Annotated in this window: 17 protein-coding genes; 9 read left to right on the plus strand and 8 right to left on the minus strand. The window is 62.9% G+C overall.

Annotated features, from left to right (window positions below; translation table 11 throughout):
* Complete coding sequence (locus tag AC02Y0_RS16230) at positions 1–498, minus strand: winged helix-turn-helix transcriptional regulator (protein ID WP_476379898.1); 498 nt, start codon at positions 496–498, stop codon at positions 1–3.
* A gap of 90 nt (positions 499–588) precedes the next feature.
* Between AC02Y0_RS16230 and AC02Y0_RS16235 the strand changes: the two genes are divergently transcribed.
* A complete protein-coding gene (locus AC02Y0_RS16235) occupies positions 589–1,143 on the plus strand; it encodes a dihydrofolate reductase family protein (RefSeq protein ID WP_476379900.1) in 555 nt (184 codons plus the stop codon).
* Positions 1,144–1,152: 9 nt separating this feature from the next.
* On the opposite strand, the gene pdeM is transcribed toward AC02Y0_RS16235, so the two are convergent.
* From pdeM to AC02Y0_RS16255, 4 genes are all read right to left on the minus strand, one after another.
* Entirely contained in the window at positions 1,153–1,869 is a 717-nt protein-coding gene (pdeM, locus tag AC02Y0_RS16240) for a ligase-associated DNA damage response endonuclease PdeM (RefSeq protein WP_476384058.1), read from the minus strand.
* 56 nt (positions 1,870–1,925) lie between these two features.
* Positions 1,926–4,445 (minus strand): ligase-associated DNA damage response DEXH box helicase, encoded by a 2,520-nt coding sequence (locus AC02Y0_RS16245; RefSeq protein WP_476379902.1) that lies wholly within the window; start codon positions 4,443–4,445, stop codon positions 1,926–1,928.
* 49 nt (positions 4,446–4,494) lie between these two features.
* A complete protein-coding gene (locus tag AC02Y0_RS16250; RefSeq protein WP_476379904.1) occupies positions 4,495–5,133 on the minus strand; it encodes a YitT family protein in 639 nt (212 codons plus the stop codon).
* Between the two features lie 115 nt (positions 5,134–5,248).
* Entirely contained in the window at positions 5,249–6,187 is a 939-nt protein-coding gene (locus tag AC02Y0_RS16255) for a class I SAM-dependent DNA methyltransferase (RefSeq protein WP_476384059.1), read from the minus strand.
* A 166-nt stretch (positions 6,188–6,353) separates the two neighbouring features.
* Here AC02Y0_RS16255 and AC02Y0_RS16260 point away from each other — a divergent pair, with 166 nt between their 5' ends.
* Genes AC02Y0_RS16260 through AC02Y0_RS16270 form a run of 3 tightly spaced genes read left to right on the plus strand, consistent with a single transcriptional unit; the run spans position 6,354 to position 8,507 of the window.
* Positions 6,354–6,620, plus strand: a complete 267-nt coding sequence (locus AC02Y0_RS16260) for a DUF6460 domain-containing protein (protein WP_102019003.1) — start codon at positions 6,354–6,356, stop codon at positions 6,618–6,620.
* Between the two features lie 6 nt (positions 6,621–6,626).
* A complete protein-coding gene (locus AC02Y0_RS16265) occupies positions 6,627–7,124 on the plus strand; it encodes a CAP domain-containing protein (protein WP_476379906.1) in 498 nt (165 codons plus the stop codon).
* A 36-nt stretch (positions 7,125–7,160) separates the two neighbouring features.
* Positions 7,161–8,507 carry an MATE family efflux transporter gene (locus tag AC02Y0_RS16270; RefSeq protein ID WP_476379908.1) on the plus strand — a complete coding sequence of 449 codons (1,347 nt, stop codon included), beginning with the start codon at positions 7,161–7,163 and terminating at the stop codon, positions 8,505–8,507.
* Here the strand turns inward: AC02Y0_RS16270 and AC02Y0_RS16275 are convergent.
* Positions 8,483–9,571 (minus strand): quinone-dependent dihydroorotate dehydrogenase, encoded by a 1,089-nt coding sequence (locus AC02Y0_RS16275; protein WP_476379910.1) that lies wholly within the window; start codon positions 9,569–9,571, stop codon positions 8,483–8,485. The two genes, AC02Y0_RS16270 and AC02Y0_RS16275, sit on opposite strands and share 25 nt — an antisense overlap.
* On the minus strand, positions 9,571–9,927 hold the full coding sequence (locus AC02Y0_RS16280; RefSeq protein ID WP_476379912.1) for a DUF952 domain-containing protein: 357 nt from the start codon (positions 9,925–9,927) through the stop codon (positions 9,571–9,573). The genes AC02Y0_RS16275 and AC02Y0_RS16280 overlap by 1 nt, the downstream gene beginning before the upstream one ends.
* A 97-nt stretch (positions 9,928–10,024) precedes the next feature.
* Here AC02Y0_RS16280 and AC02Y0_RS16285 point away from each other — a divergent pair, with 97 nt between their 5' ends.
* From AC02Y0_RS16285 to AC02Y0_RS16305, 5 genes are all read left to right on the plus strand, one after another.
* Positions 10,025–10,459 carry a hypothetical protein gene (locus AC02Y0_RS16285; RefSeq protein WP_476379914.1) on the plus strand — a complete coding sequence of 145 codons (435 nt, stop codon included), beginning with the start codon at positions 10,025–10,027 and terminating at the stop codon, positions 10,457–10,459.
* Between the two features lie 122 nt (positions 10,460–10,581).
* Complete coding sequence (locus AC02Y0_RS16290; RefSeq protein ID WP_476379916.1) at positions 10,582–11,229, plus strand: response regulator; 648 nt, start codon at positions 10,582–10,584, stop codon at positions 11,227–11,229.
* A gap of 115 nt (positions 11,230–11,344) precedes the next feature.
* Entirely contained in the window at positions 11,345–12,013 is a 669-nt protein-coding gene (locus AC02Y0_RS16295) for a S24 family peptidase (protein ID WP_102018996.1), read from the plus strand.
* Between the two features lie 12 nt (positions 12,014–12,025).
* A complete protein-coding gene (locus AC02Y0_RS16300; RefSeq protein WP_476379917.1) occupies positions 12,026–12,739 on the plus strand; it encodes a thermonuclease family protein in 714 nt (237 codons plus the stop codon).
* Between the two features lie 96 nt (positions 12,740–12,835).
* A complete protein-coding gene (locus AC02Y0_RS16305) occupies positions 12,836–13,249 on the plus strand; it encodes a tellurite resistance TerB family protein (protein WP_476379918.1) in 414 nt (137 codons plus the stop codon).
* A gap of 34 nt (positions 13,250–13,283) precedes the next feature.
* Here AC02Y0_RS16305 and AC02Y0_RS16310 read toward each other — a convergent pair whose 3' ends face one another.
* Positions 13,284–14,156, minus strand: coding sequence for a transporter substrate-binding domain-containing protein (locus AC02Y0_RS16310; RefSeq protein ID WP_476379919.1), 873 nt, complete (start codon positions 14,154–14,156; stop codon positions 13,284–13,286).
* Positions 14,157–14,274 lie beyond the last annotated feature (118 nt).

Below are 14,274 nucleotides of genomic sequence, written 5' to 3' on the forward strand. Positions count from 1 at the left end.
TCAGCCGGCATTCATCCGTGCCTTGACCTCAAGATAGGCTTCGGTCAGCTCGCGCAAGACGTCGCGGGCTCCGGCCTCACGCTCTGCGCCCAGATGGATCACCCTCAGCTCAGCCATGAAGGCCTCCCAGAGATCTGGGCCTCCACGCTCGAGAATTTCGGCGCGTATCGACAAATCTTCGCTGACCGGACGATGCCTCCTGCCCCAGGCGCCCATCGCAGCGAGCAGCGGGAAGAGTTGGATTGCAGGCTCCGTCAGGCTGTAGACACCCTTCTGCCTGTGCGTAGGGTCATCGGCGCGGGAGAGAAGCCCGTTGGCGACCAGGCGCTTCAAGCGGTCGGCCAGGATGTTCGAGGCAATGCCCTCTTCGGAATTCTGCAGCAATTCGCGGAAATGCCGGCGATTGCCGAACATCACGTCCCGGATGACGATCAGGCTCCAGCGATCGCCGAGCACCTCCAGCGTCAGATTGATCGGGCAGCCCGAACGCTGTGTCATGTCACCTCTCCCAAAACCGATTGCGTCTTGCCACCAGATGCGCTACCGATCAACCAGTTTCAATATGCAATCGGTTTTGGGAGGCTTTCGATGCGCAAATTGATCGGCTGGAACCTGATGTCGCTGGACGGCTATTTCGAGGGCGAGACGCCCTGGGACCTATCCTTCCACCTGACCGCCTGGGGAGATGACCTGCGTCAATACGCACTGTCGCTAGGCGAGGAGACCGACTTCATCGTCTTCGGGCGCAAGACCTATGAGGGGATGGCCGCCCATTGGCCGGAGAAGACGGAAGAGCTCGAGATCAAGGCCTATATGAACGCCAAGCCCAAGGGTGTTGCCAGCCGAAGCCTCAGCGAAGCGGAATGGAACAACACGCGCGTGCTTGCGGATGCCGTGTCGGAGTTGCGGGCAATGAAGGCGGAGCCGGGCAAGACCATCTTCGTCTTCGGCAGTGCGGAACTGCAGCATGCGCTGCTGGAAGCCGGGCTGATGGACGAGATCCGGGTCTGCCTCGCGCCCGTGCTGCTCGGAAAAGGCAATCCGTTGTTCAAGGCGGGTTCGGAGAAGAGGCTCGCGCTGCTTGAGGCCCGGCCTGTCGATACCGGCGCGGTCATCCTGCGCTATGCGCTCACTGCAAGCTGAAAGGCCGGATCAGCCGAGGAGATTGCCGTAGCGCACCGAGTAGATCCGGTCGCGGCCGAGAAGGTGCGCGATCAGGTCGGTGCGGGCAAAGAGGCCGGTGAAGGCCTTGTGGCGCAGATCGAGGCCGCCCGTTGTGACCCCAAAGGATGGCATGACCATGCGCAGGCCGTCGGTCGCAAAACAGGGACGGCGGACGGATTTTTCACGGCGACGGACGGTGGCGGAGGGATGGAGATGGCCGGAAACTTCGCCCTTGCCATGGGCGAGCGAAGGTTCGTGGCGGAAGGTGAGGCCCGCGAGCGAGAACTCATCCATCGACACCCCCGGCAGAGCCGTCGTGCCGTCCGGGTCATGGTTGCCGTTAATCCAGACGATGTCGCGTCCACCGGCGAGGCCGAGGATCATTTCGCGGAAGACCTGTGGCATCAGGGCCGAGCCGACACGGTCGTGGAAATTGTCGCCGAGGCTGACGATGGTCGCCGGCTGGTAGCGATTGACGACGCCTTCCAGCAAACGAAGGGTCGCGAGCGTGTCGTAGGGCGGCAGAAGCTGGCCGCGCCTTGCAAAGGCCGCGCCCTTTTCGAGATGCAGGTCGGAGACCACAAGTGTCCGATGATCCGGCAGGTACATGGCGCCGGTCAGATCACAGACGGCTTCCACGCCCGAGAGGGCGATCTCGGTCGTCGTCTCCACTGTCTCGATCGGCGCCAGGCGCCGGGCCGTCATACCCGTCATTTGCTCATTCCGCAGCATCCGGCCTCGTCATAGCCGGTCTGCCTGATTCACGCCATGGCTTCGGCGATCAGATCGTCTGCCGCCATCGAAAGCACATGCTCCTGGGCCTCGCCTGCCACAGGCTCCTTGCCGATCTCCAGCATGACCGGGACGGCGAGCGGCGAGATCTGCGCGAGGCGCTTGTGCAGGATGTGTCCCTTGATTCGCTCCAGCATATCGGCAAGGCGGGCAATGTCCAAAAGTCCGGCGGCGGCATCCTGTCGCGTTGCCTGCATGAGGATATGATAGGGCTCATGGCTGCGCAGCACGTCGTAGATGAGGTCGGAGGAGACGGTCACCTGGCGACCGGACTTTTCCTTGCCAGGATGCCGCTGTTCGATCAGCCCCGCAATGACGGCACAGTTGCGGAAGGTGCGCTTCAGCATGAAGCTCTCATCGAGCCAGGTTTCGAGATCATCGCCCAGCATGTCCTGGTCGAAGAGGTCTGCGAGGCTGAGTGCTCCGCGCGCGATCAGGGAGCCCATGTCCTCCAAGGCCCAGATCGCGAGGGCATAGTCGGTTGCGACGAAGCCCAGCGGCTTTGCCCGCATGCGCTCCAACCGGCGCGTGAGCAGCATGCCGAGCGTCTGATGCGCGAGCCTGCCTTCGAAGGCATAGATCACCATGTAGAAGCGCTCGCCGCGCGGGAAGGTCTCGATCAGGAGATCGCCGCGCTTCGGCAGAACCGACTTCTCCGCCTGCAGCGCAAGCCAGTCGCGCACCTGGTCCGGCAGCCCCGTGCGGCGGGCGGGATCATCCAGCATCGCGCGCACCTGTTCAGCGAGATAGGTCGAGAGTGGGAACTTGCCACCGGCATAAGCGGGGATCTTCGGGTCCATCGAAAAGGCATTGGACACGAGGCATTCGTTGTCTCGGATGCCTTCGAAGCGCAGCACCTTGCCCGAAAAGAGGAAGGTATCGCCCTGGGTCAGCTGCTCGAAGAAATACTCCTCGACCTTGCCGAGCGTCATGCCGCCGCGGCCGATCGAGCCTAAATGGTTGCGCTTGACGAGGCGAACGTTGAGCATCGGCATCTCGACGATGGTACCGAGGTTCAGGCGATACTGCTGGGCGACCTGCGGGTTCGAGACACGCCATAACCCGTCCTTGCGACGGCGGATGCGGGCGTAACGCTCATAGGTGCGCAGGGCATAGCCGCCGGTCGCGACGAAATCGACGATCCGAGCAAAGATCTCGCGCGGCAGGGCGGCATAGGGCAGCGCCGTCGTCACCTCGCGGAAGAGGTCCTCCTCGTCGAAGGCATCGGCGCAGGCCATGCCGAGCACATGCTGGGCCAGCACATCGAGCGAACCTTCGCCGACCGGCGGCGTATCCTGGGCGCCGATGTAGTTGGCATCGAGTGCCGCCTGACACTCCATCACCTCGAAACGGTTGGCCGGCACGAGAATGGCGCGCGAGGGCTCGTCCATGCGGTGGTTGGCGCGACCGATGCGCTGGGCAAGGCGCGAGGCGCCCTTTGGCGCACCAACATGGATGACGAGATCGACGTCTCCCCAGTCGATGCCGAGATCGAGGGTCGAGGTGGCGACGACCGCACGCAGCCGGTTCTCAGCCATGGCGGCCTCCACCTTGCGGCGCTGGGAGACGTCGAGCGAGCCGTGATGCAGCGCGATCGGCAGGTTGTCATCATTCACCGTCCAGAGCTCCTGGAAGAGCATCTCGGCCTGGGAGCGCGTGTTGACGAAAAGCAGCGTCGTCTGAAAGTCCTTGAGGACCTTGTAGACCTCGGGGATGGCATAGTGCGCCTTATGCCCGGACCAGGGAATGCGCTCATCGGTCTGAAGAATGGTAATGTTGGGTCTAGCACCACCTTCGACGGTGATCAGACCGGCCGCCGCCTCGCCGTCTTCTGGCTGCGCGACCAGCCAGCGGCGCAGGTCCATCGGCTGAGCAACGGTCGCAGAAAGACCGATGGCCTTCAGACCAGGAGCGAGTTTCCGCAGCCGCGTAAGACCAAGCGACAGCAGATGGCCGCGCTTGGAAGTCACCAGCGAATGCAGTTCGTCGAAGATGACGTAGCGCAGGTCCTTGAAGAAGCGCTCCGCGTCGGAGTGAGAGATGAGCAGCGCCACCTGCTCCGGTGTCGTCAGAAGGATATCCGGCGGATTGGTCTTCTGCCGCTGGCGCTTGTGGGCCGGCGTGTCGCCGGTTCGATTCTCGATGGTGATCGGAAGCCCCATCTCGGTGACCGGCTTCATCAGATTGCGCTCGATGTCGACGGCGAGCGCCTTCAGCGGCGAGATGTAGAGCGTGTGGATGCCTGTGAAAGCCTCACCGGGTTTCTTCCGTCCGCGCTCGGTCAGTTCTGTCAGAGACGGCAGGAAGCCGGCGAGCGTCTTGCCGGCACCGGTCGGGGCGATCAGCAGCAGGCTTTCGCCGCCGTTCTCGCCGGATCTCGCCCGGGCCAGCAGCTCCAGCTGATGGTCACGCGGCTGCCAGCCCTTTTCGCCGAACCAGCGGAGAAAGGGGGCAGGCAGAAGGGCAAGGGCGGAATCAGCTGTCGTCACTGCCCCAAGTTAGTGGACGGGCGGGGAAAGAGAAGGGGTGAAAGCGACCTCACCGCAGCGCGATATACCGATCCGAGCGGTGGTTGATCGCGAGGAAGAGGTTCAGCACCACGGCGCCGATTACCGAGTAGAGCACCACGGAGGGGCTAACGACGGCGAAGGCAAGCGCCATGACGCAGAGGTCGAATGCGAGCTGGACGAGGCCGGCGCGGATGCCGAAGCGGTCCTGGATGTAGACGGCGAGGATGCCGAGGCCACCAAGGCTGGCGCGGTGGCGATAGAGCGCGAGCAGGCCGAAGCCGAGCAGAAGGCCACCGAGGATGGCCGCCCAGACTGGCGCGATGCTCTGAATGACGAGGAAGCGGCTCTCGATTTCAACGATGAAGGAGGTGAGGCCGACAGCCAAGAAGGTCTTGATGGTGAAGTCGAGGCCGACGCGGCGCAGCGACAGGATGTAGAACGGCAAATTCAGCACGAAGAACAGGAGACCGAAGCTCCAGCCGCTCCAGTAATGCAGGACGAAGGCGAGGCCGGCCATGCCGCCTGTCAGAAGCCCGACCTGGGCGAGGAAATAGAGGCCAAGTGCTGCGATTAGGCTGCCGGCCACAAGGCCCTGGAGATCTTCCGCTGGTGTGTGGCGGGTCGGGTTCGAATTCCAGATTCCCAGCATGCTCGTCAACTGCGCCATGTCACGTCTCCAGAAAGCGATCTCGGAGCCCAAATGGTACTCGAGATCCCCTGGAAAACAAGGATGATAGGTCAGCAAAGCTGACCTATGAAGCAATTCGCAAGAAAGCTGCTTGTCAGGCCGTCCGGCTCGCAAGAAACAGAATGCCAAAGACCGGTTTTCCGCCATCCATGCGAATGGTGGTGCGGGTCAGAACGAGGACATCGAAGCCGTTTTCGGCAAGACGCTGCCGGACATGCCGTTCGGTGTGGGCGTAACGCAGGCTCGGGGCTAGCAGGAAACCGTCTCCCTCGCCCGCGTCTTCAACCGAGAATGCGAAAAGTGCACCAGGCATTACAACCCGCGCCGCCAGCGCAAAGGCATTGGCGAGATCACCGAGATACATCAGCACGTCGGCTGCGGAAACGAGGTCGGCACGGGCTTCGGCGAGACCCTCAACGAAAAGACCCGATCCATCAGGATCGAGCGAAAGATCGGCCTTGGCCAGAAGGTCATAGAGGCCCTTTTCCTCGGCCTTGGCCAGCATTTTGACCGAGAGATCGAAGCCCTCCAGCCGGGCGACCCGCTCGCGGATCTCGGCCCCGAAGAGACCCGTGCCACAGCCCAGGTCGATCGCGACTTCAAACCGCCTGTCGTCATGGTCAGCAATCAACCGGGCGAGCTTGGCCGGGACCGTGTAGTCAAGCCGTTCGACAAGTGCCGCATCGAAGCGATCGGCATAGTCGTCGAAGAGGGCCTCGACGTAACGCGAGGGTGGCTGATCCGGGACTTCTTCAGCGCCGAGAAGCGCGAGTTTCAGCCGCGCTCCGAAAATGTCCTCCGGGTCGAGTTCCAGCGCATGTCGCAAGGCATGAACGGCTTTTGACTGCAGATCCGCCTTCTCGGCGTAATCTGCCAGCCGAACCAGACCTGCCGGCCAGTCGGGAACCAGTTCCAGCGCCTGCTCCATCAATTCCACCGCTGCCTCATGTTCGCCATTCTCGGCAAGCATGCGGGCATAATCGGCGCGGCGGTCGGCGATCACGTCGCCGGAGGAGAACTGGGTGGGGTGCATCGAAGAGATCCTCACGCCTTCCAGCATGGAGTGGGCCAGCATGGAGACGGCTCGCGGTCTTGACCGATCGCCGGAAAAAACTCAAGTGCTATCGCAAGCCCTGCTTCGCCGGCTTGCAGGGCGGGTGGGCCGCGCCCATATCAGCGGATGACAACAGGAGATACGCATGGCTGATGGCATCAATCGATTTCTCGGCGACACCCCGGGCCGCACGCTCGTCAAGCTGATCGTCGTCTCGCTCATCGTCGGCTTCGTGATGTCGGTCTTCGGGCTCGATCCGGCCGACCTCCTGAATGGCGTCCGCTACTTCCTGATCGACCTCTGGTATACCGGCTTCGACGCCCTCGGACGGGTCGGGCAATACCTCTTGATCGGTGCGACGATTGTCATTCCGGCCTTCATCCTGCTGCGTCTCTTCGCCTCCAGGAACTGAGTGCCCATGTCGTACGCCACCCTACCCCGTCGCCGGCTGATCCTGATTTCGGCCGGCCTCCTGACAGCCGCGATCGCTGGCTGCCGTTCCACAGATATCCTCAATCCCGATGACGGTTCGTCACGGGCGGAGACGGCAGCCGCGCTGCCGATGGTCAACCGCTTGCGCCAATCGCGCGACCTCTCTTCCTTGTCGCGCAGCCGACCGGCGGAAGTGGCGGCCATCGCCCAGGCCAAGCGCATGGCACGCGCCGGCGAGATGTCGCACCTGATCGGCTTCAACGACAGTTTCGGCGCGCGCATGAAGGGCCATGACGTGCCCTTGCCCGCAGCCGAAAACATCGCGGCCGGACAGGACACGGTCGAGCGCGCGGTTCAGGCGTGGATCGATTCCAAGCGACATCTCGACAACATGCTCGGTGGTTTCAACGGCCTTGGCGTCGCCGTCGCCTGGGATTCCGCTTCCGGCAACCGCCCCTACTGGGCCATGGTGCTCTCGGCCTGAGTGATTCTCCTGCTCCGGTCCCGTCCGGAGCTTCCCATGCACAGCCCATCCGCTTTCTCATCCCGGCCGATCGAGGTCAGCCACCGCAGCGTGCTTGCAATCGCGGTGCCGATGACGCTCGGTTTCGTCACCACACCACTGCTCGGCCTCACTGACACTGCGGTCGTCGGGCGGAGCGGTGACGCGGCGCAATTGGCGGGACTTGCGATTGCAGCGGCCTTGTTCGACCTGCTGTTTGCCAGCCTGAATTTTCTTCGGGCTTCCACAACGGCACTTGTTGCACAGGCACAGGGACGCGGCGAGACGACGGAACTCTTCGCCGTCTTCTGGCGCTCGATCGTCTTGTCCGTGGGCTTCGGCCTTCTCATCCTCATCGCATCCCCCGCCATTGTCGGCTTCGGTCCGGCGATGATGGGTGCAGATGGCGGCGTGCAGGCGGCGGCTGCGACCTATATCGGCATCCGCATTCTCGCCGCCCCGGTGACGCTGTCGAACTTCACCCTGCTCGGTTTCGTGCTTGGGCGCGGGCTCGGCTCCGTCGGTCTTGCGCTGCAGATCCTGCTCAATGGCGTCAATATCGCCACGTCGATCCTGCTCGGCATCACCTTCGGCTTCGGCATCGCCGGCGTCGCCTGGGGCACTGTTATCGGCGAGGTCGTCGCCATGCTCGCCGGCTTTGCCTTCATCTTCTGGCGTTATGGGCCGGCCGCCGTTCCCCATGTCTCCATGGTCACGGACCGTGCGAAACTGATGGCGCTCTTCCGGCTCAACCGCGATATCCTGATCCGCACCTTTTCGCTGATCACGGCCTTTACGGTCATGACTCGGATCGGCGCCGGCTTTGGCGCGGTGACGCTGGCTGCCAACGCGGTTCTCATGAACTTCTTCATGATCGCGAGCTTCTATCTCGACGGCATGGCTACGGCAGCCGAACAGATCACCGGCGAGACGATAGGGGCACGGCAGCGGTCAGCCTTCGAGCGGGCGGTCAAGCTCACGGGGCTCTGGTCCTTCGGGCTGGCCTTGGCCAGCCTCGCCTTCTTCCTGATCTTCGGGAATGCGATCATCGGCTTCATCACAACAGCCGGCGATGTGCGGAGCGTTGCCGAGACCTACCTCATCTACGCGGCGCTGACGGCGCTGACAGGAGCGCTCGCCTTTCACATGGACGGCGTCTTCATCGGCGCGACCTGGTCATCGGAGATGCGCAACATGATGCTCGTGGCGCTCGCCGGTTATCTCGCCAGCGTAGCCGTGCTCGTGCCGCTGTTTTCCAATCACGGGCTTTGGATCGCGCTCAACGTGTTTCTCGGGTTGCGCGGGCTGCTGCTACTCGCAAGGTTGAAGCCGAAGACCGATCAGACCTTCACCGACAGCCAGTGATCGAGCCTAGAATCGCGCAGCTCGCGGATATTGGCGACCGTTTCGCGATCGAGAAGGCTCGACAGACCTTTCACGATGCGTCCCGGTAGCGCCGGCCCTTCATAGACCATGCAGGAATAGAGCTGCACGAGATCGGCGCCGGCGCGGATCTTCTCCAGCGCCGTTTCCGCGGAGGAGACACCGCCGACGCCGATGATCGGAAGGTTGGGTCCAACGCGCTTGCGCATCCGGGCAAGGACAGCGGTCGACTTGTCGAACAGCGGCGCGCCGGAGAGGCCTCCCGCCTCGCCCGCGAGCGTCGCATCAGCAAGGCCGTCGCGGGATAGCGTGGTGTTCGAGACAATCAGGCCGTCGAGATCATGGGCGGCTGCGACCTCGGCGATGTCGTCCATGCCCTCTTCGGTGAGATCCGGCGCGATCTTCAGAAAAACCGGCAGGCGCTTGCCGGCCTTCAGCCCCTCTTCCGAGCGAGCGGCGAGCACGGCCGACAGCAGAGCATCAAGGCTTTCCTTCGCCTGCAGGTCACGCAGGCCCGGCGTGTTGGGCGAGGAGATATTGGCCGTGAAATAGGTGGCCACCGAATAGAAGCGTCGGATGCCGGCGACGTAGTCGGCAATGCGGTCCGTTGCATCCTTGTTGGCGCCGATGTTGACGCCGACAATGCCGCAGCGATTGCCGCGCGCGGAGAGACGCGCCAGCGCTGCGGCATGGCCCTCGTTGTTGAAGCCCAGGCGGTTGATCACCGCGCGGTCGCGCTCCAGGCGGAAGATGCGCGGCTTCGGATTGCCGGCCTGCCCCTTCGGGGTCAGCGTGCCGACTTCGGCGAAACCGAAGCCGAGCCACAAGAGCGCATCCGGCACTTCGGCATTCTTGTCGTAACCGGCTGCCATGCCGAGCGGATTTGGAAAACGGATGCCGGCGACCGTCTGAGCCAGACGCGGATCGGCGGGTGTCTTGCAGGCCGGAACCAGGCCGGTCTTCAGCGCTGCGACAGAAAGACCATGGGCGGTTTCGGCATCAAAGAGAAACAGGCCGCGACGGCCGAGCGAGAAGAGGTCAAGCATCAGCGGTTCTCCTCGACGAGGCTTGGAAAGATATGCAGGCCATCATCCCCGAGGGCCAAGGGCTTTTCCCATATGACGGCATCGAGCGGCAGATCGGCATAGAGATGCGGGAACAGATCGCCGCCGCGTGACGCCTCCCACTTCAGGGCTTCGCCAAAGAGGGTGGCGTCGACAGCGACCAGCAAAAGATCGGCCTGACCGGCAAAATGCAGCCGTGCCGTCTCGATCGCCTGGGCAGCCGTCGAAAAATGGATGTAGCCATCTTTGAGATCGATCGACGCGCCTTTGAAAAGCCCGGCCGCGCGGGCCTCCTGCCATAATTCTCTCGGCACGATCTTGTATATGGTCTTGTCCAAGGTCCGGTCTCTCGCAGATCATGAGGGTCGAGGCGGTTTGCCGCAAACGCGGACAAATGTCCACGCCCGGCGAGACGGACGACAGGAGGAGGCATCCATGGCCATCACGCAGACAACAGTCCTGACATTCGCTTTTCTTGCGCTTTGCACTCCCTTCGCCATGGCGCAGGAGGCCGCGACCGACCGCTATACGCTGGAGAAATCGGAGAGTGGCTTCGTCCGGCTGGATCGCCAGACGGGCGCGGTCACGCTCTGCACAGAAGCGGAGGGCACGCTCACCTGCCGGATGGCGGCGGACGAACGGGCGGCCTATGACGAGGATCTCGCGCGGCTGGAAAAGCGGGTCGAGGCTCTGGAAAAACAGATCGCCGGCAGCACGGTTGCGCGAAGCGGCGAGCTTCCGAGTGATGCCGAGATCGATCGATCGATCGGGATCATGGAGCGCTTCATGCGGGCCTTTTTTGGCCTCGTACAGGAGTTCCAGGGCGAGGAGCAGGAAACGCAGCAGGGCGCCGTTCCAGATCGAACCTGACCTCGACAAAGCCTGCTTTCGCCCATTCGTTGCACGACCATTGTCTAGTGCCTCGGCAAGCGCTAAAAGAAGGGCACGCAATCGCGCGCAATATGACATCGCTCTTGGGAGGGGGCTGTGACATGGCTGCATCGACCTTTATCATCGCCGACGATCATCCGCTGTTCCGTGGCGCGTTGCGCCAGGCCGTGACCGGCATCGACGGAACACAAACCATCATCGAGGCCGGCGACTTCGAAGCGGCACGCAAGGCGGCCGCGGAACATTCGGACGCGGATCTCATGCTGCTCGATCTTGCCATGCCCGGCGTGTCCGGCTTCTCCGGCTTGATGTCGCTTCGCGCGGAATTTGCGAGCCTGCCGCTGGTGATTGTCTCCGCCACCGACGATGCCGTCACCATTCGCCGTGCGCTTGAGCTTGGAGCCTCCGGTTTCATCTCCAAATCGGCCGGCATCGACGAGATACGATCGAGCATCCAGTCCGTGCTGGAAGGCGACATCGCCACGCCCGCAAGCTATCAAGGCGGGCAGGAAACCGATCCCGATGTCGCAGATCTCATCAATCGCCTGAGAACCCTTACACCACAGCAAGGCCGCGTGCTCGGCATGCTGGGTGAAGGCCTGCTCAACAAGCAGATCGCCTATGAACTCGGCGTGTCGGAAGCAACGATCAAGGCACATGTTTCGGCCATCCTGTTGAAGCTCAAGGTAGACAGCCGTACACAGGCCGTCATCCAGCTCGGCAAGATCAACATGGCCATGGTTGCTTGAGCGGAACAGAGGATTTTATTCCTTTTCTGCTTTACTAACCATGTTCCATCCTCTAATATTCGCGTCAAAGCCGGAGAATGGAACTCGATGTTTCCGGCGCTGAAGAGGCGCGAACATGCTTTCGCATGACAGCATATGGGCCGCGATTGATCGGCTGGCGGAGCAGCATTCGCTGACGCCATCAGGTCTTGCGCGCCGGGCGGGCCTCGACCCTACCTCCTTCAACAAATCCAAGCGTGTCGGCGCCGATGGACGCATGCGCTGGCCCTCGACCGAATCCATCGCCAAGGTGCTGGAAGCGACAGGCGCCAGCCTCGACCAGTTCATGCGATACGTCTCTCCCGAAGCCTTGCGCGGCAGCCCCTTGCCCCAAGGGACATTTCCCCCTCAGGCAAGCTCGATCCCCCTGCTGGGCATGGCCCAGGCGGGTGCCGGTGGCTTCTTCGACGATGGCGGCTTTCCCGCCGGCCAGGGCTGGGATCTGGTCGAATTCCCGGCAGCGCCCGGCCGCAACAATGGCGTCTATGCGCTGGAGGTCCAGGGCGAGAGCATGAAGCCGCTCTACCGCGACGGTGACATCCTGATCGTCGAGCCCGGCGCCCAGGTCCGCCGTGGTGACCGCGTCGTGGTGAAGACCCGCGAAGGCGAAGTCATGGCGAAGATCCTCGCCCGCCAGAGCGCCAAGTCGATCGAGTTGCAGTCGCTCAACCCAGACCATCCGCCCCGCACTCTCGACATGAGCGATGTCGAATGGGTGGCGCGGATCATCTGGGCAAGCCAGTAGGAAAACGCACCTATGCGACGCATTGGCACCTTCATCGCAGGCGCGATCGGGCTCCTTCTCTGGGCCTATCTGGTCGTGCAGGCCGGCGAGAGCCTGCGGGAAGATCCCGTAGACTACAACATCGAGGATCTCGACGTGCCGGATCCCTCAGAGCTCGATCTGCCCGAAGTCGGGGCAGCGGATGAAGAGCTGATCGAGCCTAATCCTCAGGCGGAAGCGCGGCGCGCGGTCCGGGCGATCGAGCCAGAGACGTTTGGTTCCCCGGCCTTCACCGACAGCGGAGATCTGGAACGGGTGGCCGCACGCGCGCCCCTCTCGCCGGTCGAGGAACGGGCACGGCCAAAGGTCGTTCTCCTACATCGCCCGCTCAGTCTTTCGGCCGGTGTCGTTGCCTTCAATGCCGACCAGCGCATTCGCCTTGCCGATATTGCAGAGACAGATCCGGACCGGACCTGTCTTGCGGAAGATGGCACGTCCTGGCCCTGTGGGGTCATGGCCCGCACGCAGCAACGGCTTTTCCTGCGCAACCGGTCGCTCACCTGCGAAACAGGCTCTGCTGCATGGCAAGGGGAGATCCGCACGCGCTGCTGGGTCGGAGTTCAGGATGTCTCGTCGTGGCTTGCAAAATACGGATGGGCTGAGGCCGAGCCCGGCTCCGCCCTTGCCACACTCTCCGAGGAAGCCCGCGCCGCAAAACGCGGGCTTTTTGGTGACCCTGTGCGGTAATGCGAAGGACGCTACTCGGCACACCGAGACGACCTCCCTTGAAAGGCCTCACTGCGCCTCCTACTCTCTGGCGACTGCAACTGGAAAGCACCTTACATGAACAAGCCCGTATCTCCGGAAGAAGCCCTGATCTTCGTCATGGTCATGGCATCCGCCGTCGACAATGCCATGGCCGAAAAGGAACTCGTGCGCATCGGCCAGCTGATCGACATTCTTCCGGTCTTCGAGAATTTCGACAAGGAACACCTGATCGAGGTTTCGCAGCGCTGCGCCACCCTGCTCTCCGGGCCGGAAGGCCTCGATATCGTGCTTGAAACGATCCGCGACGCACTGCCGGACTGGCTGCATGAGACGGCCTATGCGCTGGCTGTCGAGATCGCAGCGGTCGATCTCTCGGTGCGTGCAGAAGAGTTGCGCCTGCTGCAGATGCTGCGCGACCGCCTGGGGCTCGACAAGCTGGTCTGCGCGGCGCTGGAACGCAGCGCCTCTGCCCGCTATCGCCGGATCTGACGGCTCAGCCGGTTCCCACTTCGAGGAACCCGCTTCAGAACAGGCCGGCCGGGAAATAGCGAAGATAGATCTCCTCCAGCCGGCCGTCCTTTGAAAGGGCTGCGAGCGCGCTTTCGAGCGCTGCCATGAGCGCGGCATCCTGGCCGCCCACCATGATCGTCATGCCTTCTCCCAGATGCCTCTCCGATAGGAAGGGGCCATCGAGGAACCGGCAGCAGCCGGCTGCCGCCGGGCTCATCATCCAGAAGGACAGCTGCAGGGCATCGGCAAAGACGGCCGGTACCTGCTTTTCCTTCAGGCCCTTCATCAGAGCGTCTTGGGTGTCGAAAGCGACGGCTTCGATATCGGGGAAGAAGCTGTTCAGCATCGCCGCGTGGGCGGTATCCTTGACCACGCCGACCTTGCGGCCGAAGAGCCCCTCGGCATCCTGGCGCGGCAGCACCGTGTCGCCCTGCATCAGGAAGCGCGCCGGCAGGAGGAGATAGGGCCGCGTGAAATTGAACCTCTGCCTGAGCTCCGGCGTCACCGCGACACCTGCCATCACCGCCTCCCCCTGCCCCGCTTCAAGCGCCGAGACTAGCTGGCCGTAGGGAAGAGCCTGGATCTGGCAACGCGCCTGCAGGCCGAGTTCCTCGCAGAGCGCTCTGGCAAGGTCGATGTGAAAGCCTGACAGACGACCGCTCTGGTCGGTGAAGTTGAAGGGCGGAAAATCGGTGGTCGTCAGAAAGCGAAGCCGCAACACGCTGCTGACATCGGGCCGCACCAGCCGCTCACGGGCGTCGAACAGAATCGGAAGATCCGTCGCTTGAGCCCGGGCTGTGGGTGCTGACAGAAGGAGGCACAGCAAAAGACCGAAAATCGTGGCCCACAACCCCATTAAATCTAGGGATGTAACTTTTGCGCGCATCTCTATCATCATCAACCGGGGTATGAGTGGGGCGTTATTCCGAGCGAATGACGTGTAGCAGCTTGGTGTGGACGAGGGAATATGGCCCGCGGATCGTCGCCGCGCGCCATGGGTCGAC

The sequence above is a fragment of the Allorhizobium sp. nf9_anc genome (genome assembly GCF_056323085.1).